Genomic DNA, 21,267 nt, shown 5'->3' on the forward strand with positions numbered 1-21,267 from the left:
ATTAAGTTAAAAATTAAGAAAAATATGATAATATATGTATGTATTAGTTTAAAGCAAAATGGGGGAACAATCGTGAAAATGAATGACATAGTGGCGAATACACAATTTCCAAATACAATCGAAACAATTACAAATGATTTAAAAGCATTAGGGATAGAAAAGGGAATGACAGTTATTGTACATTCTTCATTAAGTTCAATCGGTTGGATATCAGGCGGTGCAGTGGCCGTAGTAGAAGCGTTAATGAAAGTTGTTACAGAAGAAGGAACGATAATTATGCCGACGCAATCTTCGGATTTATCCGATCCAAAACATTGGTCAAGACCACCTGTACCAGAAGAATGGTGGCAAATTATTCGGGATAACGTCCCAGCATTTGATCCACGTATAACACCAACAAGGGCAATGGGAGAAGTAGTTGAATGTTTTCGTACATATCCGAATGTATTGCGCAGTAATCATCCACTCAGTAGTTTTGCAGCATGGGGGCAACACGCAGAAGAAATTACAGCGAATCATTCACTTTCCATAAGTTTTGGTGAAGAATCGCCATTACGAAAAATATACGATTTAGATGGATACATATTATTACTTGGTGTTGGTTATGACTCTAATACGTCTATACATTTATCTGAGGTACGTACAGGTGCACGCGAGTTAATAAAGGTAGGAGCACCTATTATAGAAGAAGGTGTAAGAGTATGGAAAGAATTCGTTGAAATGGATTACGATTCTGATACGTTTGTAGAAATCGGAGTTGAATATGAGCTTAAAGGAACAGTTACGCGTGGGAAGATAGGGAATGCGACGTGCCGTTTTATGAGGCAGCGTGATGCAGTTGACTTTGGAACAGAGTGGTTTCGTGCGAAAAATCAGTAAGGGATGGTTATTATGCAAGGGAAAAAAGTATTAATTACGAGCGGCGGCTGCCTAGAAAAATGGGATCAAGTACGTGGGCATACAAATTTAGCAAAAGGTACGATTGGAAGAATTATTGCAGAAGAGCTAATGAAAAAAGGAGCAAATGTTATATATTTGCATGGCTATTTTGCTGAGAAGCCAATGGATGTAAATAACCAATTAGAATTGCACCCATTTGAGGGGATTATTGATTTACAAGATAAGATGAAAAGTATTATTACACATGAAAAAGTAGATGCAGTTATTATGGCTGCTGCTGGCTCAGATTGGGTTGTCGAAAAGATTTGTGATCAAGATGGAAATGTTCTTAATATGAACGGAAAGATTTCAAGTGATATCGCTCCAATTATTCATTTTCAAAAAGCGCCAAAAGTATTAAAACAAATAAAGAGTTGGGATCCAGAAACGATACTCGTTGGCTTTAAACTTGAAAGTGACGTAAATGAAGCAGAACTTATTGAAAGAGCAAGTAAAAGAATGGAAGATGCAAAAGCAAGTGTAATGGTAGCAAACTCACCGCATTCTTTATATTCTCGCGGTGCTGTGCATCACGTTATTGGACAAGACGGTAATGTGAAGTTATGTAATGGGAAAGATGAAACTGCAAAAGAAATTGTCAATATGTTAGAGCATTTATGTAATCGTATCACTGCGATGTAAATTTAAGCTTTTAGAAAGAGATGCAGTCGCATAGTATGTAATGGAGTTAATATTAAATTAGTGGGGGAACTTAGCCCTCACTGATTATTAAATTGAATCAATGGAATAAATAGGCCATTAGCTGCTCGTAAATGTGTAATACATGATATATGCATAATGAACATTTTGTGAGGAGTGGATTGTATGGAACATTTATTAAAGCAAGCTATTAAACTTAGAAATGAAAAGAAATATGCGCAGTCTAGAGAGATACTTATAGGATTAACAAACTTTACGAGGGATGCAGAAGTACTATATCAATGCGCTTGGATACATGATGTAATGGGTCTTGAAACGGAGGCGGTTCCGTATTATGAACAGGCAATTGCGAACGGACTTGATGGTGAATCTCTTTGCGGTGCGTATATCGGTCTTGGCAGTACGTATCGTTGTATAGGGGAATATGATAAAGCGATTACTGTATTAGAAGCAGGGATAAAGAAGTTCCCGGAAAATGACGTGATGAAAGTGTTTTTATCATTAGCAAAATATAACGTAAACGAACATGAAGAAGCGATGAAATTACTGTTAGAGACAGTTGTGAAAGTAGATGAGGTAAAAGAATTTGAACGTGCTATTTCATTTTATAAAGACCATTTAAATGAGGTTTTTGAATAGAGGAGAGAAGGAATGAATCCATCAATTTCACGAAGGAAAAAAGGCATTTGGATTGGACTCGTATCTTTAATTATGTTATCAAACTATTTATTGTATGCCCTGCCAATAGTGCCAGCTGCCCCGAAAGAAGTAGTCCTCGGTTCATTATTAGATTTTATGTTTGTAATTCCAGTCATCACATATTTCTTTATTATACGGAAAAGATATTCGTTAACGTATATGTTTCCTGTAGTTATAGCTGGATATGTATTCGCAAGATTTATAATTCCTAGTGATTATTTACAAGCTTTTTCATTTGTTTCGTATGTAATAGTTGCTGGAGAAATTGTGTTCGTATGTTTTGAACTGTTTCTTATATTTAAAATTATAAGAGTACTTCCTAAAATAATAAAACGATATAAAGAATATAGAAGTGAGTATTCTTCATTTTCTTATGCGATTGATGCAGCATTTGATGCTAATATGAAGAGAAGTAAGACAGTAAATATCATTCTAACAGAGTGTAAGTTACTCTATTATGCTTTTTTATCGTGGCGTGAAAAAGTATTAGAAAGTGAATCCACATACTCATATCATAAAAAGACCGGTGCAATAGGTGTTTATATCATGATTATTCATGCAACATTAATTGAAAGTATCGGTTTTCATTATTTACTTCATCAATGGAATCCAGTAATAGCTTGGGTTTTACTCATCTTAAACATATATGCGATATTTTATTTTTTAGCTGAAATACAAGCGATGCGTAAAAATCCAATTATCGTTGTGGAAGAAAAAGTGATCATTCAAATTGGATTAGGAAAGAAAATCGTTTTACCATTTACACAAATTGATAACATTGTGTTTTATAAAGGCGAATCTTTAACGAAAGAAGAAGAGAAAGAGGTTCTTGACGCAACTGTTATGGAATTTATAAAGGAACCTGCAACTTTTGAAATAACGTTAAAAGAGCCAATTAAAGCGCAGTTGTTATATGGATTTTCTAAAACAGTAAGTCGTGTCCATTTAAATGTTGATAATGAACGGGAATTTTATGCTGCAGTTATGGAGAAGTTGAAATAGGAGTAAAATGCTAAAGTATCACCGTGCGTTTGGTGTATATGGAGTTTGTATTGAAAAAAATAAAAAACCATATATGAATTGTGGTTAATAAAATAGTAGTAGTTCATTAACTCCTTCCATTATAGAAGGAGTTTTTATGATGCGGAATACGGTATACTTTCTTAATCAGGAGCGTAAAGGATATAATTAAAAACGGACTATATGATAAAAGGGGTAACTAAAAAATGAATTGTTTACGTACATCAAGGATTGAAATTATAGAAAGAAAAATACGTTATGATTCTACAACTGTAGATCACGTTTGTTTATTAGTAGAAGCACAACCGAAGAGAATCGTACTATTTCATGAGGTACAGTACCCTTTTACTATGACAGCAAACGAAATAAAATTAACTATTCCTAAAGGTAGTTATACAACCGCATATTATTGGGAAGATCGTCCGTATAACCTATACATATGGAGAGATGATGCTGGACATTATTTAGGGTCATATTTTAATATCATAAAAAACACACATGTAGGAAATGAGTTAGTAACATTTGAAGATTTAATCATTGATATTATGGTTCTTCCTAATGGTGAGTATTTCATATTAGATGAAGTCGAATTACCTGAGTCATTAGATCAATTTGAAAATGGTTATGTGAAAGAAGCTCTTAACGTATTAACGGATACAATTCATGTCTTCTTACCTCAAATGATTTTAGAAACGGAGACTATATTTAAACAGAAAGAGATTTTTTCTACATGAAAAATAAAAAAACTCGCAGCTTACTAGCTTGCGGGTTTTCATCGTAAACTATTAGAAAATATGATAAAATTAAGAGGTAACTTATGGTACGGTTGGTTGTTCAATTATCACTTCTCCAAAGTAGGAGGGGGGTGATAATAAGTGAGTGAAATTGCGTTGTTATTGCAAGGTGGACTGTTTCTCATTGCATTGTTAACGTTTATTGTTGTCTTAATTGACAAGCTCAAAAAATAACAACCCACCTATGCCTATAGAATGTGGGTTGTTGTGTTTGTACGAAACAAATAGGATAAATGAACAATCCAATCTGCTAAGTTACGTGGACTAGTGTGTAGCCGCACACTAGTCTTTTTTATTTATATACAGGTTTTAATTGTTTTATGTGATTGTATTGTTCTTTTCACACTCATTATAACACAGTGTCTTTTCATGAAGAAAGGAGACCGTATGTTCCCATATGGATTAAATAGAACGTGTAGTTTCTTTAAATAGCCCATCCATATACTGTTTTAAACTTTCCACAAAAAATCCTTTTTTGTCTACATTATTTACGCCGACAATTGGTGATGGAAGATTGTATCTTTTTTCTGATAAATGAACAACAACATCAAAAATATCAAATAGGCGAATGAAGCAGAATAGCCCGTCTTTATCACTAAGTAAAATAAAGTAATGGTTTTCGCTCGTTGTATTTAATGTATTCCATAAAGAGCTTTTGCTTAAGTCACGAACGATACTCTTTTCCTTTAATTCCATGAAATCGGCATTTAATAGAATGGTAGAAATATCAATCGCATCTGGATCGTCAAAGTAGCCATCGATTGTTTGTACAGCAAAAGTATAAGCCATTTTTAATACACTCATTTTATATTTACGGTTATCTAAAAGCAATTCACGTTGAATAGAACTAGCTACTTTTGTTACGCGCTCTTCTTTCCAAATTTCATTATGTAATGAAATATCGTGCTTTTTACATAGTTTCATAATTAATGCATTGGAATAAAGTATCTCATCACTTACTTCGACTACATCTGTCTCAGCGGCTGCTAGCTCCTCACCATGTTCATTCGTATAGAGAGGGGAATCGATTTGTTTTTTCATTTGCTCAATCTTATATTGACTTAATTTATGTCTAATTAAAGGACGATCAATATTTGTTGTCATATGTTCATGACATGAATCACAAATTGAATTTATGAAATAATATCCACATAATATCTCTGGAATGACATATTGTTCACTAAGTTCTTTCGTATCTTTTCTGCAAATGATGCATTGTGTCATATTTATCACCTTTACCTGCAAATTTGTCTGTAATCTCATTGTAGTGTATTTAATGGGATTTTGGAATATTGTAAAGGAAAATATTATGTGAAATCTAAGTTTAATTTGGTACAATGAAGAGAAGTGCTAGTTTAAAGGAGGACGTTTTTTTGAAATCGAAAGTGCACTTTTGGACATTAGAAGTGCTGATGGTTGTAGGAATTATATTTATTTGCACAAAAATATCGTTTCTATTTCAACCGATTGGTATCTTCATATCAACATTATTTTTCCCAATTTTAATCGCGTTATTTTTATACTTCATATTTAACCCATTGTTAGTCTTTTTGGAGAATAAAAAAGTACCTAGAGGTTTAGCGATCTTACTACTGTACCTTTTTATCATTACATTAACTGGAGTTGCTATTGGAGTAGTTGTTCCAACCATCTCACAACAGTTAATGGATTTAGTAAAAAATATGCCGACTTACATAAAAGAGGGAAAAGTATACATACAAGATCTATCCCATCATAGATTATTTGAATGGCTATCTACACAAAACTACGTTTCCATTGAGACAATTGAGAAAAATGCAATTGAATACTTAAAGGAAATACCAAACACACTTACGTCGAGTGCAACGGCTTTATTTGGTATTATCACGAACGTGGCGTTAGTTATCTTTACAGTACCGTTCATTTTATTTTATATGTTTAAAGATGGACATGCATTTCCAGGAAAAGCTGTTAGTGTATTACCAGAGTCTTACCGTGAAGAAGGACTTCGTATCATAAAGGAAACGAACGAAACATTATCTGCATATATTCAAGGTCAAGCGCTCGTTTGTATGTTTATTGGTGCCTTTACATTTACTGGTTATTTAATCATCGGTTTACCGTATGCTTTCGTTTTAGGAATTATCGCAGCATTTACAAATATAATTCCGAACTTAGGTCCATTTATCGGAGCAGCACCAGCTGTCATTATAGGTCTGTTCGTATCTCCGATGCAAGCTCTGTACGTAATTATTATAGTAACAATCGTACAACAGTTTGAAAGTAACATCATTTCACCGCGTATTATGAGTTCAAAATTAAATATCCATCCGTTGACAATTATCATCCTTATTTTAGGGGTAGGTAATTTCGCGGGAATTATCGGAATGATTTTAGCAGTACCAGCTTATGCGGTAACAAAAACAGTTGTTTCGAACTTAGTGAGATTGTTTAAGACGAAACGAAGTAAACGGAAATAGAATATGTTGAGAAAGATACACCGCTTAATAAAAAAGGGGTGTATCTTTTATTTTTTAGTGTATGAAATACTTATTATTGTATATTTTTTACACATCAAATCAGGCGGTGAATTTTTGTTAAATAAACTTTATCCCGCTATTTGTGGGCAGTAAAACTCCCACCTCAAAATTCAGGTGAAGAAAAAAGAAGTTAGGAGGGAGATCAACTGCGCGTAAACGCCCGATTGGTGAGAGCTAATAATCAGTGGGGGATGAACAAAACCCCCACTGATTAAAGTTTCACTTTATAAACTATGTGGAATCCCTCTGAACTATCCAAATCATTTCTTTACACCGCGTTATTAACATCATAATCGACTCCTTTCATTTCTAATATAAGTTCAAACAATTATAGGCGAGTGTAGTACTTGCTTCTACGATCACGAATTTCATCTATAATCTTTTTATACTGTTCCTCTTGTTTTACTTCATTTGCAGATATAGTTTCTTTTTGAATCGTAATGGTTAAAAAGAAAAGGTGAAACCTCATACATGAATTCCTCCTTTCGAATAGGAATTACAGGTGACTACAATAATGACTTTGTCGCTCTTTTACGTTGTACATAGCCTGCTCAATTTGTCGATCATGAAGCATATCAGACTCAGACAGTTTATTTTTTTGAATGGTAATCGTTAAAAATAATACTCTGAATTTCATTGGATTTTTACCCCTTTATAATTTATTTAGTAAAGACGATTGTAATAAGAGGACTGGCGCTCTTTCACATCATCCATAATATTTTTAATTTGTTGTTCACGAGAAATTTCATCTCTTGAAAGTTTACGCTTTTGAATGGTAATCGTTAAAAAGAAAGCTTTGAATTTCATTAGGATATTACCCCTTTATAATTTATTTAGTAAAGACGATTGTAATAAGAGGACTGGCGCTCTTTCACATCATCCATAATGTTTTTAATTTGTTGCTCACGAGAAATTTCATCTTTTGAAAGTTTGCGTTTTTGAATGGTAATCGTTAAAAAGAAAGCCTTAAATTTCATTAGGATATTACCCCTTTATAATTTATTTAGTAAAGGCGATTGTAATAAGAGGACTGACGCTCTTTTACTTCGTCTATAATAATTTTAATTTGTTGTTCACGTAAGATTTCAGCTTTTGAAGATTTACGTTTTTGAATGGTGATAGTTAAAAAGAAAGCTTTGAATTTCATTAGGAAATTGCCCCTTTAAAAAATATTTTTAATACATTTGTGTATAATACGAACTTTTAATGTCCGTTATTTTATCCATAGTTTGTTTTAATTGTTGTTTACGAAAGATTTCAGCTTCAGATAAAGTTTTTTTCTGAAGTGCTGTCGTAAAAAAGAAAATATGAAAAGTCATAGACGAATTCCTCCTTTCGAAAAGGAATTACAGGTGATCGCAATAAAGCACTTGGCGCTCCTTAACATCATTCATAGCTTTTGTAATTTGCTCATTATGAAGAATTTCAGCTTTGGAAAGTGTATTTCTTTGAATCGTAATACTTAAAAACAATACGCTAATTGTCATCGAATGTTGCTCCTTTCTTTAAAAAATAATGTATGAGACTAAAAAATCGCACAAAAAAGCCACAGGAAGATGTCGTTCTCCTATGGCTGGGCGTGAAAAAGCCACAGGAAAGTATACGACCTCCTGTGGCGAATTTATGAATTAAAAGAAATAAAGTACGATTTTTAATTCTCCATTAGGGTGGTCGAATTCATATTTAATTGTCCGAAAAACACAGATGCAGTTAACGCTAAAGTTAAAGCATGTAATTGTAATTTCATCATTTCCTTCGACCTCCTTTTAGAATATTTTTCTTACGTTAGTAATTATATACAATTAATGGATAATTGTAAACAAAAAAATTGAAAATTTTTAATTTTGATTAAAATGCGTATATTTAAAAGGGTTTTTTAAAGGATACATTGTATAGATTGGATAATAAATAGAACTTGGTGGTGTCTAATGAACTATATGAATAGAATAGCAGGTATTATGCTAACAATTTTATTAGTTATTACTGCTTGTTCTAATGGGGAGCAAATAAAAGAAATGTCACATATTGAACCTGGGGCTTTTAAAAAATATACGGGGACATACGTTGGAAATAATTCCGACGTTATTGCGATTGTTACAAACTTACCCGGTGGTGAAACAGTTCAAAGTTTAAATTTAGAAAATGAAAATATTAAAGTGGAATATGGTGCAAAAGAGAATGGAAATCTTACAGAAGAAATGATTGAGACGTATTGGTTTGATGGGAAGGATACGATGAAGAAGAATTTACTCTTTAATGCTATTTATCTTGCAGTTTTAGTACCGAATGCGAAAGGGTATGAGTTTCAGATTGAAAATCAAAGTTTTGCATTAAAAAGAGAAGAACTTTTACCCATACTGTATAAAGAATTTAATGATTTTCCCAAGGATGATCTTATATGGAATAAGGGAATCGTAATGAATTTCTTTTACGGTAATCAAGAAAAAATAGAAAAGCTAGTTAATAATAAAGATTTTCGAAAGCAATTTTTTAATGAACATCCTGTGCGGGAATCTAAGTGATATGGAGGAAGATGTGGTTATTTTACGATTGAAAATACGGACATTTTTTAAAGGGAGTCATTCAGTATCGAATGATTCTTTTTTTTTGATGAAAATTATGGAAAAAAATATAACGTTGTGCTATGGTTAATTACACAAGTAATGAACCTATGAACCTAAGGTGGTGAAATCGTGAAACCTACTCTAGAACAAAATAAGTTAATATACATACAAATTGCAGAAACAATTGAATCTGATATTTTAAAAGACATATTACTTGAAGAAGAACAAGTTCCGTCGACAAATCAATTTGCGAAGATGTTACAAATTAATCCGGCTACAGCTGCAAAAGGAGTAAATCTACTAGTAGATGAGGGGATTTTATATAAAAAGAGAGGGATCGGGATGTTTGTTACAAAGGGAGCAAAAGAAGTCGTACTAAAAAAAAGACAGCATGTTTTTATGACTGAGTATTTACCTAAAGTGTGGGAAGAAGCCAAAGTACTAGAAATATCAAAAGACGAATTGATGGACATGATACACAAAATTACGAAGGAGGGGAAAGAGGGATGATTGCACTTGAAACGAAAAACTTGTCTAAAAAATATAAAAAGAAATTAGCTGTTAACGAAGTAACTATTTCATTGGAAGAGCATAAAATATATGGTTTGCTTGGAAGAAACGGAGCGGGGAAAACGACATTATTAAACATACTTGCTGGTCAAATTATTTCAAGTAGTGGAAGCGTAGCTGTATTTGGTGAAAATGTTTTTGAAAATAGTAAAGCGATGCAAAATATTTGTTTCGTAAAGGTGAAAGAAAACATTAATTTAAGTAGTAAGGTAAAAGATGTTTTTTATTTGTGTAACATGTTTTATGAAAATTGGGATCAAGAATATGCTGAGGAACTTATTAAAAAATTTCAATTGAATGCAAAAGAAAAGTATTATGATTTATCCCATGGTATGCAAACAATTGTTGGTATTATTAAAGGTTTAGCTAGTAGAGCACCAATTACTATTTTTGATGAGCCGACTACCGGTTTAGATGCAGCACATCGAGAGTTGTTTTACGAATTACTATTGGAAGATTATAGTGAATATCCACGAACAATCATCTTATCAACACATTTAGTTGAGGAAGTGTCCCATGTTATAGAAAATGTAATCATATTAAAAGAAGGATCATTAGCTGTTCAATCCTCTGTGGAAGATTTTTTAGAAAAAGGACACATAATATCAGGACATAAAGATAAAGTGACAAATTTTTTAATGGGGAAAAATGTTGTAAAACAAGAGTTGTATGGGAATAAAGAGATTTCTGCGATATGGGGAGATCTTTCTGCTAGAGATTATGAGCTGATAGAAACTGAAGGGTTAGAAATAGACAGAGTAACACTGCAAAAACTATTTATTTATCTAACAGATAATGAGGTGAAATGAAAATGCTTTTAAAACAATTAAAGTTACATATGAAATTTCATTATAAGGCTATTCTTATCTTTTGGTGTGTGGCATTACTTATAAAATGGACAACAGCTGCAACTGATATAAAGGGACTAAAGGTAGCATTTTTACATGATATCTTCAATAATTCATCTATTGCAATTGCAATATTTATTGTGGCAAGTGTTTTTCTTGTTCAAGATGACATATTTCGTACAGTTGTCTCATTTGGCGTTACTAGATTACAATTCTTTATTGGTTCAGTATGTTTTATCATATTACAATCAGTAATTTTTTCATTTCTACAAGTTTTGCTTTTACAAGGTACATTTTATGAAACGAAACATATAAATTTAGGAGCACATACAATCGAACAATTCTTTGCACAGTTCGTGTTCTATCTATTATTAGCTAGCTTATTTCAATTAACAACTATTTTTCAGAAAAGATTTAATTGGATAGGCTTTGCTTTTAGTGTGATTTTTTTCTTGGGGTTGACGAGTACAATTTATGGTAAGGTAGGTTTGAAAGAATTGGTATTTATTGATAGTAAATCGTTACTTGATATACCCAATTTTATATCAATTTCGATAGTACTTATTTTAATATACTTTATAATTAGCGCTCTATTTATTCGTAAAGTTTCTTTTGAGGATACGATTTAAGCACAAATACTTTAAGAGAGAAGGAAGACTGTATGGGAGATACTTCTTCACTAATAACCGTCTTTTTATGCGTGGCACTGCTAATTTTTTGGCGACGATATCGTTCTATGTATAAGCCGATAAAGGGAACGGGAAAACGTATTTTGTGGCCATTACTATTTTTAACACCGGGTATTTTATTGTTTTTTGGTACAGTACATCCAGCTATAGTACAAGTGACTATAGCAGCATCCATTGGGGTGATTTTCGCAATCCCACTTATATTTCTAACAAACTATGAGCGAAGAGAAGACGGAAACATTTATACGAAAAAAAGTGCTGCCTTTTTAATTACTTTTATCGGAATTGTTATTTTAAGATATGGTTCAAGACAATATATTGTTGACTTAGATCAGCAAACAATAGGTTTATTATTTTACGTAGTTGCGGTGTCTTATATTATTCCGTGGAGAATTGCTTGTTATATAAAGTTTAGGAAAGTTTGGCACGGGAATAGTAATCATGTGATATAAAAATAAAAACTTCTCATTTGAGAAGTTTTTATTTTTATAGGCTATTTGCTTGTAATACAAGTTTCGAAACATCTTTAACAGAACCTATTTCAAATGCTCTCATACGAGCATTTACTGCACGTTTAAATTGCTCTGTTTGAGGTGTCGCTCCTGTAACAGTTGGGAGAAAACATAGCACAGAGTTAGCAACTGAAATAGCGAAGGATATTCCTAGTTTTCATGAGAAGTTAAATTGTGTAATTGATAGAATTAGTGTGGAACGAATTGGTGAGAATGGAGAATCAATTATTGAATTTGAAGTACCATTGCAAAAAAGCTGACAAAAGTCAGCTTTTTTATTTCGAACTATGAAGTAAAGCACCAATTGCACCACTATAACCGCCGTCTTGTAAAAAGACTGGTATTTTGTTTTGATATTCTGTATAGCTACTAATAATATTTTGAAGATGTACGTTATTACATAGAGTAGAACCGATGTAAATGATATGGTCAATATTTTTTGCTTCGGCGAATTGAAGACTTAATGCTGTGATGACTTCACCGACAAGTCCTTGAACGGTAGCTAGTATATCTGAACTACTATAATTTGAGTCTGTAATGGTCGCTTTTCCGAAATTGCTAGCAGTTAAGTTATTATCAAGAGGGGAGAGAATCCCACCATAAATATCTCCAACTGTAATATCTAGACTGTTTCTTGAACCAATTTTCGTAAGCGGAATCACGTCTTCAAAATGATCTATATTTGTTAATAGTTTTGAAAGTCCCATAATAGTACCACCGCCAACTCCAGTTCCACCAGCACGAACATATTGATTGTCGTGAACATAGTGAATGGAAGTACCTGTACCGATATTTGTTAATACAAAGTTGTTTATAGCACGTTTTTCTTCTTTTAGTATGTATCGTACTCCTGCTAAAGTAGCTTCAAACTCGTTTAATTCTACTACTTTATATGAACTTGAAAGGAGTTGTTCTAACTGCTTAGCTTTACCACCTGTAATGCATAATTGTGTAATTGAATTATGATTTTGCAGCCATTCTTTAATTCTTTCTTGTTCGTATGAATAAAATTTTTCAAAACATAATTTTTTCTCTAGGTTAAAGTAAGCAATCTTTGTTAATGTTCCCCCAGCATCAATACCAACAACATTCCGCATTTCCCTACCCCTTACTATGTAATCTGTTTAATCAGCTTGATATATTAATAGCTTTTCAATGGTAACGATTGATTGACCGTTTACAGAGGCAATTCCTTTCCCAAGAACAAAACCTCGTCTGTTACGTGTTAATTCATAATGTAAGTCAAGTTTATCACCGGGATACGCATTTTCATGAAATTCCACCCCATCTAAAGAGGAGAGGAAACCAAGTCCTTCAGATTCACCTGTACTTACAAAAGCACTAAGTTGAGCGAGTGCTTCTACAATTAGCATATGAGGCATATAGTTTTGATTTTTATTAATAAACCACTCGTTATTTGTAATCAGTTTGTATCCTGTAGCCGATTGAGATTCTTTAACGTTTGTAATTTTATCAATCATTAAAAATGGATAGCGATGGGGAAGAGTATCTTTAATATTCATATCGTACCTCCAGGAATAATAATACCCCTGCTAAAGTTAAGCAGGGGGGTATTATTAATTCTTAACTAATTCTTCTATTTTTTCAATAGAGAAAATACCGCTGTTTTTAATGTTTTCAACTACTTCTTGTAATACTACTTTATCTTGAACAAGTGCAATACGTACAAAACCTTCGCCATGAGGACCAAATGCATGGCCTGGTGTGACAACGACATTTGCACGATCCATAAGTGCATAAGCGAACTCTAGCGAAGTCCATCCTTTCGGAATTTCAGCCCAAACGAACATACTTCCAGCTGGTTTATCGACATTCCAACCGAATTTGCGGAATCCGTCCACTAAAGTATCTCTACGTTCTTGGTAAATTCCACGGTTTTTTTCGCAAAATGCAGCGCCGTGTCGTAATGCAGCGGATGCAGCTTTTTGAATTGGTAAAAACACACCGTAATCTGTATTAGACTTAAATTGCGTAAGCGCGCCGACAATTCCTTCGTTACCAATCATATAACCAATACGGCTACCAGCTAAACTATAACTTTTAGATAAAGAATTAATTTCAACGCCAACTTCTTTTGCACCAGGTACAGATAAGAAGCTAATTGGCTTTTGACCATCAAAATAAAATTCAGCATAAGCAAAATCATGGACAACGATAATATTATGTTTTTTCGCGAATGCGATTACATCTTTAAAGAAATCTTCATGTGCCATTGCTGGAACTGGATTTCCTGGGAAGTTCAAAATCATCATCTTTGCTTTATTGGCGATTTCTTCAGGGATAACTTCTAAGTTAGGTAAGAAATCATTTTCTTTTTTTAATGGCATGTAGTAAGATGTTGCACCGGCCATTTGAATTCCTGTTTCATAAGCTGTATATCCTGGATCAGGAACTAGTATTATATCTCCCGGGTTTGCAAAAACCATAGGTAAATGAACGAGTCCGTCTTGTGAACCCATTAATAATAAAACTTCTTTTTCAGCATTTAATATAACGTTATGAGTGTTGTTGTAATATTCAGTTACAGCTTCGTGAAATTCTTGAATACCAGATAATGTATATCCGTAACTTTCTTTTGCACTTGCTGTATGTACCATTTCTTCTCTCACAAAATCAGCAGGAGGCATATCAGGATTCCCGATACTTAAATCAATCATTTTATGACCTGCTGCAATTTTCTCTTTTTTATAGGCCCCTAATTCACTAAATATAGAAGATTGGAATGCTTTCATTCTAGTTGCTAAAGTGTAAGTCATCAAAACCCCTCCTAAAAACAGTGTTTTCTTTCTGTATTTTTAATTATTCTGAAAACACATGTTTACATTTTATCATTTTTTTATGAAAATTAAAACGATTGACAAATTTAGAGGGAGGATAATAAGGGGAAATATAAAAATAACGTAGAAAATATTTTCTACGTTATAAATGAAGATTAATTGTTTGTTTTTTTATATGTACATGTGTTTTCAGTTGTAAAAAAGTATACATTTAATTCATTATCGACAACTTTTAAAGATTGATCCGATGTAAACGAGTTGCCATAATCAATACGATACACGTTAGAATTTTTAACAAACGATCCTTTAAATAAATCCTCTTTTTTATTTGTTGTTTGCATTTCCACTAAATTGTGAACAACCTTTTCTTTCTTTTCTTCTTTCACAACTGTTTCAAATTTATAATATACAGGGCATTCACCTTTTTTATTATCAATGACTTCCCAAGAGCCGTATATATCATTATTGCTACATCCACTAAGTAGAACGATTAATATAGGGAAAATAAGTGGAAACTTTTTCATTGTGTACTCCTTTCTTATTAGTTTTTATAAACGTGCGAATACGATAGGAATATTGTAATGAATAAAGTTTAAATTTTTATAAAGAATTATTTAATTTCACATAAAAATTTGGAGAAAGGTGAGATTTTTAAAATGAAAAGGCATGAATCTAGTGTAATGCTAGATTCATGCCTAGTACTCTATCTTATGTTATGTTTTTTGAGGATAAATGAAGCGGAAAGAAGAATGACAATTCCATTTACAATATATACATTTAAAATAACGAAGACTAGGTTAGCTACTCCCAAACCACCTTTATCGAATATAGATGTGAGTGCTGTAGTAGTCAAAAAGATAATGGGAGTTAACAATAAAAATAGGAAACCTGCAACAATCCTTCTTTTAAAGTTATTTTGAGATAAGGAAATGGCTAAAAAATTAAGGACGCCAAACATGACCAATGAAAAAAGAAGGATAATTAATAATTGGATGCCATAAGACATTTCCACAGCTCCTTTTTGAAAAATCTATAATTTATTTTATTCGAAAGTAGTAGGGGATACTCCTTTAAATATTTGAACTACATAAAGAAAATAGATTTTAATCCTTGAAATTCAAAAAGAATGGACCCAGTAAAATACGGGATCCATTCTTAAGAAGTATTAGTTTTATATATTCGCAGATTGTGACGTTTGTTTTTTAAATTGTTTCTGCTTAGATAAGGAAATAAAAATAATCAACAACGAAATAACTCCGAAGATGAGAACCATATATTGTAACCCAATCGTATCTAAGAAGAAGCCAGTTCCAAGTAAGACAATTTGGAACATAACTCTTTCAAACATATTACGGAATGAGAAGAGACGTCCGTGATAGCTTTTTTCGACTTTCGTTTGGAAAATTGTCGACATAATAGGGAAGAAGCAGCCTACACTAAATCCAAACAAACCAAATGAGGCAAGTGCCATCCATTTAATATCGCTAAAGAACAACGAAAGGTGTGCAAAAGCGGTACAAATTGCGAAGAAGTATAGTAACTTTTCAGGTTTGAAATGATCAGATAAACGTTTAATAACGAAGGCACCTAACATAAATGCTACACCTTCAATTGTATATATGAATCCTTTAATCGTTGGGTCATGTTGCATTTCGCTAATGTTAATAACCATTAAATTGAATCCAGCTATAAATAATAGAGGGATAATACTTAATATAAGTGCTGTAAAAGCAATAGGAATTCCTTTTAAAATACGAAATACTTCCATAAAACTATTATCTTTAGCTGATTGTTTACTTGATGTAGCGGATTTTTTATCTTCAAATTGTAGGAAGAAAGTTGAGAGGAATAATAAAGCGTATGCTGCCATTGAGAAGGCATACATATACTGTAAACTCATTACAACTAAAAGAATGCCACCTAGTGAAGTACCTGCAATACGAGCGATTGTACCGATATTCATATGTACACCGTTCATTTGTAATAGCTCATGTTCATTAACGATGAGTGGAATTACAGATTGTAATGCAGGGAAATAAAATGCCGCGGAAATTTGAAGTGCAATCATAAATGCAATCATGAAAGCGATACTTTCATATTGAATAGCGAAAAACATGAAAATAACACTAATCACACGACCAAATCCAGCGTAAAGAAGAACTTTCTTTTTTTCATATTGATCAATGACACGCCCAGCCATTGGACCGACTAGAACACCAGCTAACAGTCCGATAAATAATATAACGGATTTCATAAAATCAGAAGGGACGTATTTTTGCATAAATTCAAGATTACCAAGAATACCAAGCCATAACCCTAGACCAGCAATAAACTCCCCAATTAACACAATCCAAACATTTTTATTACGCCACATAATGTAAAACCTCTCCGTCTTTTAAAATGAAAAACTCGTATATAAAACCTCCTTATTTTATGTATTATTTTTAACGAACTTTTTTAGAGTCAGAGTCTATATTACGTGTTTCATTAGTGAATTTCAATCTTTTTGATTTGTAAAAAAATGATGAATTAAGTGATACAATGGGTAACTAAAAATACAAAAAATTCACAAGTAAATTCAAAGGGAAGGTAAGTGTGGGGAAAATAAAAAAAGTAAGAACGCAGATAATGCGTCTTACTTTTCTCAAAAAACCAAAATAGATTAAATTAGCAACACTTATGATCTTGTCCAATAGCTAAGCCGCTAAAAGACAGAGGACCAACAATGTCTGCACTTGCACCACTAGTAAGGTTTTCTACAGTTAATGAATACTCGTGAGTCCCGCAGCTAACATTTTGATCTATAGCTTGAAATGTTTGCGCGTAAAATTGCTCAGAATCTGTAGATTCAATCCCTACTTGAGCGTTGAAGATTTCTGTATTGTCACGGAAAATTCGGAATAAAACTTGTGAAATCTCAGTTATACCTTTAACCCCAACTGTAGCGATTAATTCTACTCGATTATTACGTGAATCTCTTCTTGAAATTTTTAATTTAATACTTGCTAGAATTGCTTTTTCTGGGGAATGGGGAATTACAAAAGTTGTTTCACCTGTTTTATTTAAGGGTTGAGTAGCTTGATAATCAATGATATGAGTCATATTCGTCACCTCCTCATATACTAAAATATGAAGGTAACGATGAATTAGCTTGGACATATACTATAAGATTTTAAGAGAATTGAGGAGTAATGTTGAATAAAGGGAGATAATATAAAAGCATCAAGAAAAAATCTCAATTATGAGAGTCATTTTTTGATGCTTTTCATACTTTAGGCAGAATATTCTTCTTTACGTACTTCGAAGAATTCATTCCGGCGTAAGTAATTAAAAATTTTTTCTGAAACCTCTTCTTCATGAGACACTAAGAATCGATGATCAAAAGCATAGAAAGATTGACCTTTAATTAATTTTACGTAGTATATTTTACACGCCTCCTTTAAATTAGGATTCTTAAATACTTTATATTATGATGACCTATCTGGTTGTTAATAATACTTAAAGTTTCAAAGGGGAGAAGTATAAATTCAAAAAACATTGAAATAGCTTACAAATCTGTAATGTTTTTGTCACCTTTGCCGATAGTTAAAATTAACCAGTATCTTCTATACTACAAATAGGTTCCATAAAACAAGGGGGTAGAAAGATGGAGGAAGTAATTGGAGAAGTTGTAGCAGGGATTTGTGAATTTGTAGTTGAAGTTACGGTGGATGTTTTAGGAGATTTAGTTTCCGGAAATGATGAAGAGAAAGAAACATTATAAAATTTGTAAAAAGTTTAAAGATAAACAATGTGTAAAAGCTGATTTCTAAAGGGAAGTCAGCTTTTATATTTTTTACATTATATTAATAATATTTAAATATTAACCTGTTGCGATAGTAATGAAATCAATAAAGGAGCTGACCGATATGAATATGCCGAATTCTAGATGTGATGTACCTGATTCTAATACGATTGTAGCGAATATAAATGAAAAAGAATATCACTTTATAGTTCGTATACATCCACTTGCAGGAAAGATGATAGCGCTATTTGAAAATGGGAAAGAATATGGCTTGCTTGATAAGGAAATCGCTAGTAGGGATAAATTTATTAGGACAGAGCTTACTAAGTTGAAGCATTTCAACATAGATATTCTTTATGATAGTCCTGGGTGGATATGGATTGCATGCAAGAGAGGCTACTAATAGCGAAGTAGAAGTTATTGTGAAGTTACAGGGGGATTAGACGTGTAAGAAGATCCTCAAATTTAAGAGATACTTTGTGGGGGTGTGGGATAATTCCCCATAACCTTTTTTGTTTTGTGCTTAAAAATAAAAGAGTTAAATTTTTTTGATAGAAGGTCTCTAATACAAGAGACGAGATTAAACTAAAAGAGGATTTGAAATTATATAAAGAGAACTTATAAATTAAATATAATACTTTATAGAAAGAAGATGATAAAAGTGAGTAAAGAAGAACTTGTGAAACAACAATTTGGTAGTAATGCAGAGAAGTATGTGAAAAGTAAAATTCATGCAAAAGGACTGGATTTACAATATGTAGTTCAGCAAGTTGAAACTCGTCATAATACTCGTCTTCTTGATATTGCTACTGGTGGTGGACATGTTGCTAATTTGTTAGCCCCAATGTTCAAAGAGGTAGTCGCTCTTGATTTAACAGAAAAAATGTTAGAAAAAGCAAAAGGTTTTATAGAAGGGAACGGACATGAAAATGTATCATTTGTAGCAGGACATGCAGAAAGGTTACCATTTGCTGATGATTCCTTTGATACAATTACATGCCGAATTGCAGCACATCACTTTGTTGATCCTTTGCAATTTATTTTTGAAGTAAATCGAACGTTAGAAGATAATGGATTATTTATATTAATTGATAACGTTTCACCAGAAAATAATGAGTTTGATACATTTTATAACTTTATCGAAAAGAAGAGAGATCCAAGCCATGAACGAGCTTTGAAAAAAACAGAATGGATTACTTTATTAGAAAAACATGGTTTGCAAATGCAGTCATGTCATACTTTTGACAAGAAGTTCGATTTTGATTGGTGGTGCGATATGATGGATGTTCCTATGCAAAAACGTGTAAAGTTAACAGAGTGTATGATGAAAACATCAAATGAAATGCAAGAATTTTTCAAAATTCAATTTGGAAACAATAAAATAGAATCGTTTTATACTGAAATGGCACTGTTCGTATGTAAAAAAAGTTCAACATTAAAAAGATAAATTTCTTGCAGTCTTTCTGATGTACGATATACTTAGTACAGAGAAAATGAGAATTGAGGAATAGTAATAATGATTCGTGTACGTATTGAGGGAACTGAGGAAGAGATGCTTGAATTTTTAGAGAAAATGCCTGACATTCCTGGGTTTGAAAAAACACATATGAGAGAACCGAGAAAAGGGAATAATCCGAAATATGATTCAAGCAAAAGTGTACTAGCATATTTATCTTATAAAAAGATTGAAGTCGCCAATAAATAGGCGGCTTTTTTAATTATCTCTGTTTCACCGCCTTGTCTTTTTCGCATAATAATAATAGTAGATTATGCTGGAGAGGGGTGAGGAAAGTTAATAAAAAAATAATCTTTTTCGGAGATTTTGGTATTGATGATGCAGTAACGTTAATTTATGCGAATAAAACATGCAAATTAGATATTATCGGTATCGTTGCAGAGTATGGAAATGTATCAAGAGAAATTGTTACGGAAAATGTTTATTTTTTAGAAAGATACTATGCTACAAAAGTGAAGATTATTGAAGGTGCCAGTAGACCAATGACAGCTGAAGAACCTTTGTTTTTCCCTGAAATTCATGGGGATCACGGTTTAGGTCCAATTATTCCACCGAAAATGAGAATTTGTGACAGAGAAAATTTTTGTGAATTGATTAAATTAATTGAGCCTTGTCCAGAAGATATTATTATAGTGGCGACGGGACGATTAACAACACTTGCAACATTATTTTTATTGTACCCCAATTTAATGAATCGAGTATGTTCTTATTATATAATGGGCGGTGCTTTTCTATTTCCGGGAAACGTTACACCTGTATCAGAAGCTAATTTTTACGGCGATCCAATTGCCGCGAATATCGTTATGAAATATGCGCAGAATGCTACAATATATCCGTTAAATGTAACGCAGCGTGCTCTTATTACCCCTGAAATGGTCGATATTATTGATAAAGAAGGAACAGGGCAGGCGAAACTCATAAAGCCAATGATCGATTTTTATTACGAGAACTTTTACAAAAAAGAATATCCAGGTATTGCTGGGAGTCCGATTCACGATTTACTTCCGTTCATTTCATTTATAAATGATGATATTTTTGAATATAAAAAATCAGCAGTTTGGATTAGTACGACGAATGATGTAACGAGAGGTCAAAGTGTTGCAGATTTTAGAAAAATAGCTGAGCCAACGACGTTTGATAATCGTCCTATACAAAAAATAGCCGTTGAATTTAATTATCAAGCGTTTAAAGACGAATTTATGAGAACAATATTGAAGCCAGATTGTCCTTAAGAGGGTGAGCAGATTTGAATGATTTTCATAAGACGAATAACTTACGAAAAATGTAACATAACTAATGGTAAGCAATTGTTTCTGATTATAATTTTTATTGGTCAATTATAAAGGAGGAAATGA

32 protein-coding genes and 2 pseudogenes are annotated in these 21,267 nt (G+C 32.6%); 17 read left to right on the plus strand and 17 right to left on the minus strand.

Annotation, left to right across the window (positions count from 1 at the left end):
- Window positions 1–78 precede the first annotated feature (78 nt).
- The 6 genes from MKX66_RS05480 to MKX66_RS05505 all read left to right on the plus strand — a co-directional run bounded on the left by MKX66_RS05480 (window position 79) and on the right by MKX66_RS05505 (window position 4,286).
- Window positions 79–879, plus strand: a complete 801-nt coding sequence (locus MKX66_RS05480) for an aminoglycoside N(3)-acetyltransferase (RefSeq protein ID WP_125930143.1) — start codon at window positions 79–81, stop codon at window positions 877–879.
- Window positions 880–891: 12 nt separating this feature from the next.
- Complete coding sequence (locus MKX66_RS05485) at window positions 892–1,581, plus strand: phosphopantothenoylcysteine decarboxylase domain-containing protein (protein ID WP_107886737.1); 690 nt, start codon at window positions 892–894, stop codon at window positions 1,579–1,581.
- A 183-nt stretch (window positions 1,582–1,764) separates the two neighbouring features.
- A complete protein-coding gene (locus MKX66_RS05490; protein WP_002065953.1) occupies window positions 1,765–2,238 on the plus strand; it encodes a tetratricopeptide repeat protein in 474 nt (157 codons plus the stop codon).
- A gap of 12 nt (window positions 2,239–2,250) precedes the next feature.
- Window positions 2,251–3,300: a hypothetical protein gene (locus tag MKX66_RS05495; RefSeq protein ID WP_215589788.1), complete on the plus strand. Its 1,050-nt coding sequence runs from the start codon at window positions 2,251–2,253 to the stop codon at window positions 3,298–3,300.
- 224 nt (window positions 3,301–3,524) lie between these two features.
- Entirely contained in the window at window positions 3,525–4,052 is a 528-nt protein-coding gene (locus tag MKX66_RS05500; protein ID WP_002013419.1) for a DUF402 domain-containing protein, read from the plus strand.
- Between the two features lie 141 nt (window positions 4,053–4,193).
- Entirely contained in the window at window positions 4,194–4,286 is a 93-nt protein-coding gene (locus MKX66_RS05505; RefSeq protein ID WP_001289318.1) for a putative holin-like toxin, read from the plus strand.
- Window positions 4,287–4,514: 228 nt separating this feature from the next.
- On the opposite strand, the gene MKX66_RS05510 is transcribed toward MKX66_RS05505, so the two are convergent.
- Complete coding sequence (locus tag MKX66_RS05510) at window positions 4,515–5,336, minus strand: HNH endonuclease (protein WP_000189680.1); 822 nt, start codon at window positions 5,334–5,336, stop codon at window positions 4,515–4,517.
- Between the two features lie 149 nt (window positions 5,337–5,485).
- Between MKX66_RS05510 and MKX66_RS05515 the strand changes: the two genes are divergently transcribed.
- Window positions 5,486–6,571 (plus strand): AI-2E family transporter, encoded by a 1,086-nt coding sequence (locus MKX66_RS05515; protein WP_000837889.1) that lies wholly within the window; start codon window positions 5,486–5,488, stop codon window positions 6,569–6,571.
- A gap of 388 nt (window positions 6,572–6,959) precedes the next feature.
- Here MKX66_RS05515 and MKX66_RS05520 read toward each other — a convergent pair whose 3' ends face one another.
- From MKX66_RS05520 to MKX66_RS05550, 7 genes are read right to left on the minus strand one after another with little or no spacing between them, the layout of a single operon-like run.
- Complete coding sequence (locus MKX66_RS05520) at window positions 6,960–7,100, minus strand: YrzI family small protein (protein WP_002189927.1); 141 nt, start codon at window positions 7,098–7,100, stop codon at window positions 6,960–6,962.
- A 27-nt stretch (window positions 7,101–7,127) separates the two neighbouring features.
- On the minus strand, window positions 7,128–7,268 hold the full coding sequence (locus MKX66_RS05525; protein WP_000672237.1) for a YrzI family small protein: 141 nt from the start codon (window positions 7,266–7,268) through the stop codon (window positions 7,128–7,130).
- A gap of 26 nt (window positions 7,269–7,294) precedes the next feature.
- The gene (locus tag MKX66_RS05530) at window positions 7,295–7,438 is read right to left on the minus strand and encodes a YrzI family small protein (RefSeq protein WP_002120145.1); all 144 of its coding nucleotides are present in this window, start codon (window positions 7,436–7,438) and stop codon (window positions 7,295–7,297) included.
- Between the two features lie 26 nt (window positions 7,439–7,464).
- Window positions 7,465–7,608: a YrzI family small protein gene (locus MKX66_RS05535; RefSeq protein WP_002013394.1), complete on the minus strand. Its 144-nt coding sequence runs from the start codon at window positions 7,606–7,608 to the stop codon at window positions 7,465–7,467.
- Window positions 7,609–7,634: 26 nt separating this feature from the next.
- The gene (locus MKX66_RS05540; RefSeq protein ID WP_003189685.1) at window positions 7,635–7,778 is read right to left on the minus strand and encodes a YrzI family small protein; all 144 of its coding nucleotides are present in this window, start codon (window positions 7,776–7,778) and stop codon (window positions 7,635–7,637) included.
- Between the two features lie 28 nt (window positions 7,779–7,806).
- Window positions 7,807–7,950, minus strand: coding sequence for a YrzI family small protein (locus tag MKX66_RS05545; RefSeq protein ID WP_000142704.1), 144 nt, complete (start codon window positions 7,948–7,950; stop codon window positions 7,807–7,809).
- 27 nt (window positions 7,951–7,977) lie between these two features.
- A complete protein-coding gene (locus MKX66_RS05550; protein ID WP_000156202.1) occupies window positions 7,978–8,118 on the minus strand; it encodes a YrzI family small protein in 141 nt (46 codons plus the stop codon).
- A gap of 441 nt (window positions 8,119–8,559) precedes the next feature.
- Here MKX66_RS05550 and MKX66_RS05555 point away from each other — a divergent pair, with 441 nt between their 5' ends.
- From MKX66_RS05555 to MKX66_RS05575, 5 genes are all read left to right on the plus strand, one after another.
- Complete coding sequence (locus tag MKX66_RS05555) at window positions 8,560–9,153, plus strand: DUF4825 domain-containing protein (RefSeq protein ID WP_341085767.1); 594 nt, start codon at window positions 8,560–8,562, stop codon at window positions 9,151–9,153.
- A 171-nt stretch (window positions 9,154–9,324) separates the two neighbouring features.
- Entirely contained in the window at window positions 9,325–9,705 is a 381-nt protein-coding gene (locus tag MKX66_RS05560; RefSeq protein ID WP_000805181.1) for a GntR family transcriptional regulator, read from the plus strand.
- Window positions 9,702–10,574, plus strand: a complete 873-nt coding sequence (locus MKX66_RS05565; RefSeq protein ID WP_016120384.1) for an ABC transporter ATP-binding protein — start codon at window positions 9,702–9,704, stop codon at window positions 10,572–10,574. The genes MKX66_RS05560 and MKX66_RS05565 overlap by 4 nt, the downstream gene beginning before the upstream one ends.
- Window positions 10,571–11,242 carry a DUF4052 family protein gene (locus tag MKX66_RS05570; RefSeq protein ID WP_215589786.1) on the plus strand — a complete coding sequence of 224 codons (672 nt, stop codon included), beginning with the start codon at window positions 10,571–10,573 and terminating at the stop codon, window positions 11,240–11,242. Before MKX66_RS05565 ends, MKX66_RS05570 begins: the two co-directional genes overlap by 4 nt.
- Window positions 11,243–11,274: 32 nt before the next feature.
- Window positions 11,275–11,754 carry a CcdC family protein gene (locus MKX66_RS05575; RefSeq protein WP_215589785.1) on the plus strand — a complete coding sequence of 160 codons (480 nt, stop codon included), beginning with the start codon at window positions 11,275–11,277 and terminating at the stop codon, window positions 11,752–11,754.
- A gap of 34 nt (window positions 11,755–11,788) precedes the next feature.
- On the opposite strand, the gene MKX66_RS05580 is transcribed toward MKX66_RS05575, so the two are convergent.
- Window positions 11,789–11,932 (minus strand): hypothetical protein, encoded by a 144-nt coding sequence (locus MKX66_RS05580; RefSeq protein ID WP_154214672.1) that lies wholly within the window; start codon window positions 11,930–11,932, stop codon window positions 11,789–11,791.
- Here MKX66_RS05580 and MKX66_RS05585 point away from each other — a divergent pair.
- Window positions 11,907–12,074, plus strand: a pseudogene (locus MKX66_RS05585) (2'-5' RNA ligase family protein); the annotation flags it as partial. The gene MKX66_RS05580 and the pseudogene MKX66_RS05585 overlap by 26 nt on opposite strands.
- 15 nt (window positions 12,075–12,089) lie before the next feature.
- Here the strand turns inward: MKX66_RS05585 and coaW are convergent.
- The 8 genes from coaW to MKX66_RS05625 all read right to left on the minus strand — a co-directional run bounded on the left by coaW (window position 12,090) and on the right by MKX66_RS05625 (window position 18,037).
- Window positions 12,090–12,911 (minus strand): type II pantothenate kinase, encoded by an 822-nt coding sequence (gene coaW, locus MKX66_RS05590; protein ID WP_215589784.1) that lies wholly within the window; start codon window positions 12,909–12,911, stop codon window positions 12,090–12,092.
- Between the two features lie 27 nt (window positions 12,912–12,938).
- The gene (locus MKX66_RS05595; protein WP_001021821.1) at window positions 12,939–13,337 is read right to left on the minus strand and encodes a 3-hydroxyacyl-ACP dehydratase FabZ family protein; all 399 of its coding nucleotides are present in this window, start codon (window positions 13,335–13,337) and stop codon (window positions 12,939–12,941) included.
- A gap of 54 nt (window positions 13,338–13,391) precedes the next feature.
- Window positions 13,392–14,591 (minus strand): LL-diaminopimelate aminotransferase, encoded by a 1,200-nt coding sequence (locus MKX66_RS05600; protein WP_002032510.1) that lies wholly within the window; start codon window positions 14,589–14,591, stop codon window positions 13,392–13,394.
- 176 nt (window positions 14,592–14,767) lie between these two features.
- The gene (locus tag MKX66_RS05605; protein WP_215589783.1) at window positions 14,768–15,136 is read right to left on the minus strand and encodes a hypothetical protein; all 369 of its coding nucleotides are present in this window, start codon (window positions 15,134–15,136) and stop codon (window positions 14,768–14,770) included.
- A gap of 179 nt (window positions 15,137–15,315) precedes the next feature.
- Window positions 15,316–15,618 (minus strand): hypothetical protein, encoded by a 303-nt coding sequence (locus MKX66_RS05610; RefSeq protein WP_000120186.1) that lies wholly within the window; start codon window positions 15,616–15,618, stop codon window positions 15,316–15,318.
- A 165-nt stretch (window positions 15,619–15,783) separates the two neighbouring features.
- Window positions 15,784–16,986 (minus strand): MFS transporter, encoded by a 1,203-nt coding sequence (locus MKX66_RS05615; protein ID WP_002032512.1) that lies wholly within the window; start codon window positions 16,984–16,986, stop codon window positions 15,784–15,786.
- 293 nt (window positions 16,987–17,279) lie between these two features.
- On the minus strand, window positions 17,280–17,714 hold the full coding sequence (gene exsC / locus MKX66_RS05620; RefSeq protein WP_002165595.1) for an exosporium protein ExsC: 435 nt from the start codon (window positions 17,712–17,714) through the stop codon (window positions 17,280–17,282).
- Window positions 17,715–17,884: 170 nt separating this feature from the next.
- Complete coding sequence (locus MKX66_RS05625) at window positions 17,885–18,037, minus strand: YqbF domain-containing protein (protein ID WP_080001761.1); 153 nt, start codon at window positions 18,035–18,037, stop codon at window positions 17,885–17,887.
- Window positions 18,038–18,520: 483 nt separating this feature from the next.
- Here MKX66_RS05625 and MKX66_RS05630 point away from each other — a divergent pair.
- From MKX66_RS05630 to MKX66_RS05645, 4 genes and pseudogenes are all read left to right on the plus strand, one after another.
- Window positions 18,521–18,839: pseudogene (locus MKX66_RS05630) on the plus strand (hypothetical protein).
- A 218-nt stretch (window positions 18,840–19,057) separates the two neighbouring features.
- Window positions 19,058–19,843, plus strand: coding sequence for a class I SAM-dependent methyltransferase (locus tag MKX66_RS05635; RefSeq protein WP_002192837.1), 786 nt, complete (start codon window positions 19,058–19,060; stop codon window positions 19,841–19,843).
- 69 nt (window positions 19,844–19,912) lie between these two features.
- On the plus strand, window positions 19,913–20,101 hold the full coding sequence (locus MKX66_RS05640) for a DUF3970 family protein (RefSeq protein ID WP_002013371.1): 189 nt from the start codon (window positions 19,913–19,915) through the stop codon (window positions 20,099–20,101).
- A 77-nt stretch (window positions 20,102–20,178) separates the two neighbouring features.
- Complete coding sequence (locus MKX66_RS05645; RefSeq protein WP_002013369.1) at window positions 20,179–21,144, plus strand: nucleoside hydrolase; 966 nt, start codon at window positions 20,179–20,181, stop codon at window positions 21,142–21,144.
- Window positions 21,145–21,267: the final 123 nt, after the last annotated feature.

It is taken from the genome of Bacillus sp. FSL R9-9530, assembly GCF_038008145.1.
Classification (GTDB): Bacteria; Bacillota; Bacilli; order Bacillales; family Bacillaceae_G; genus Bacillus_A; species Bacillus_A mycoides.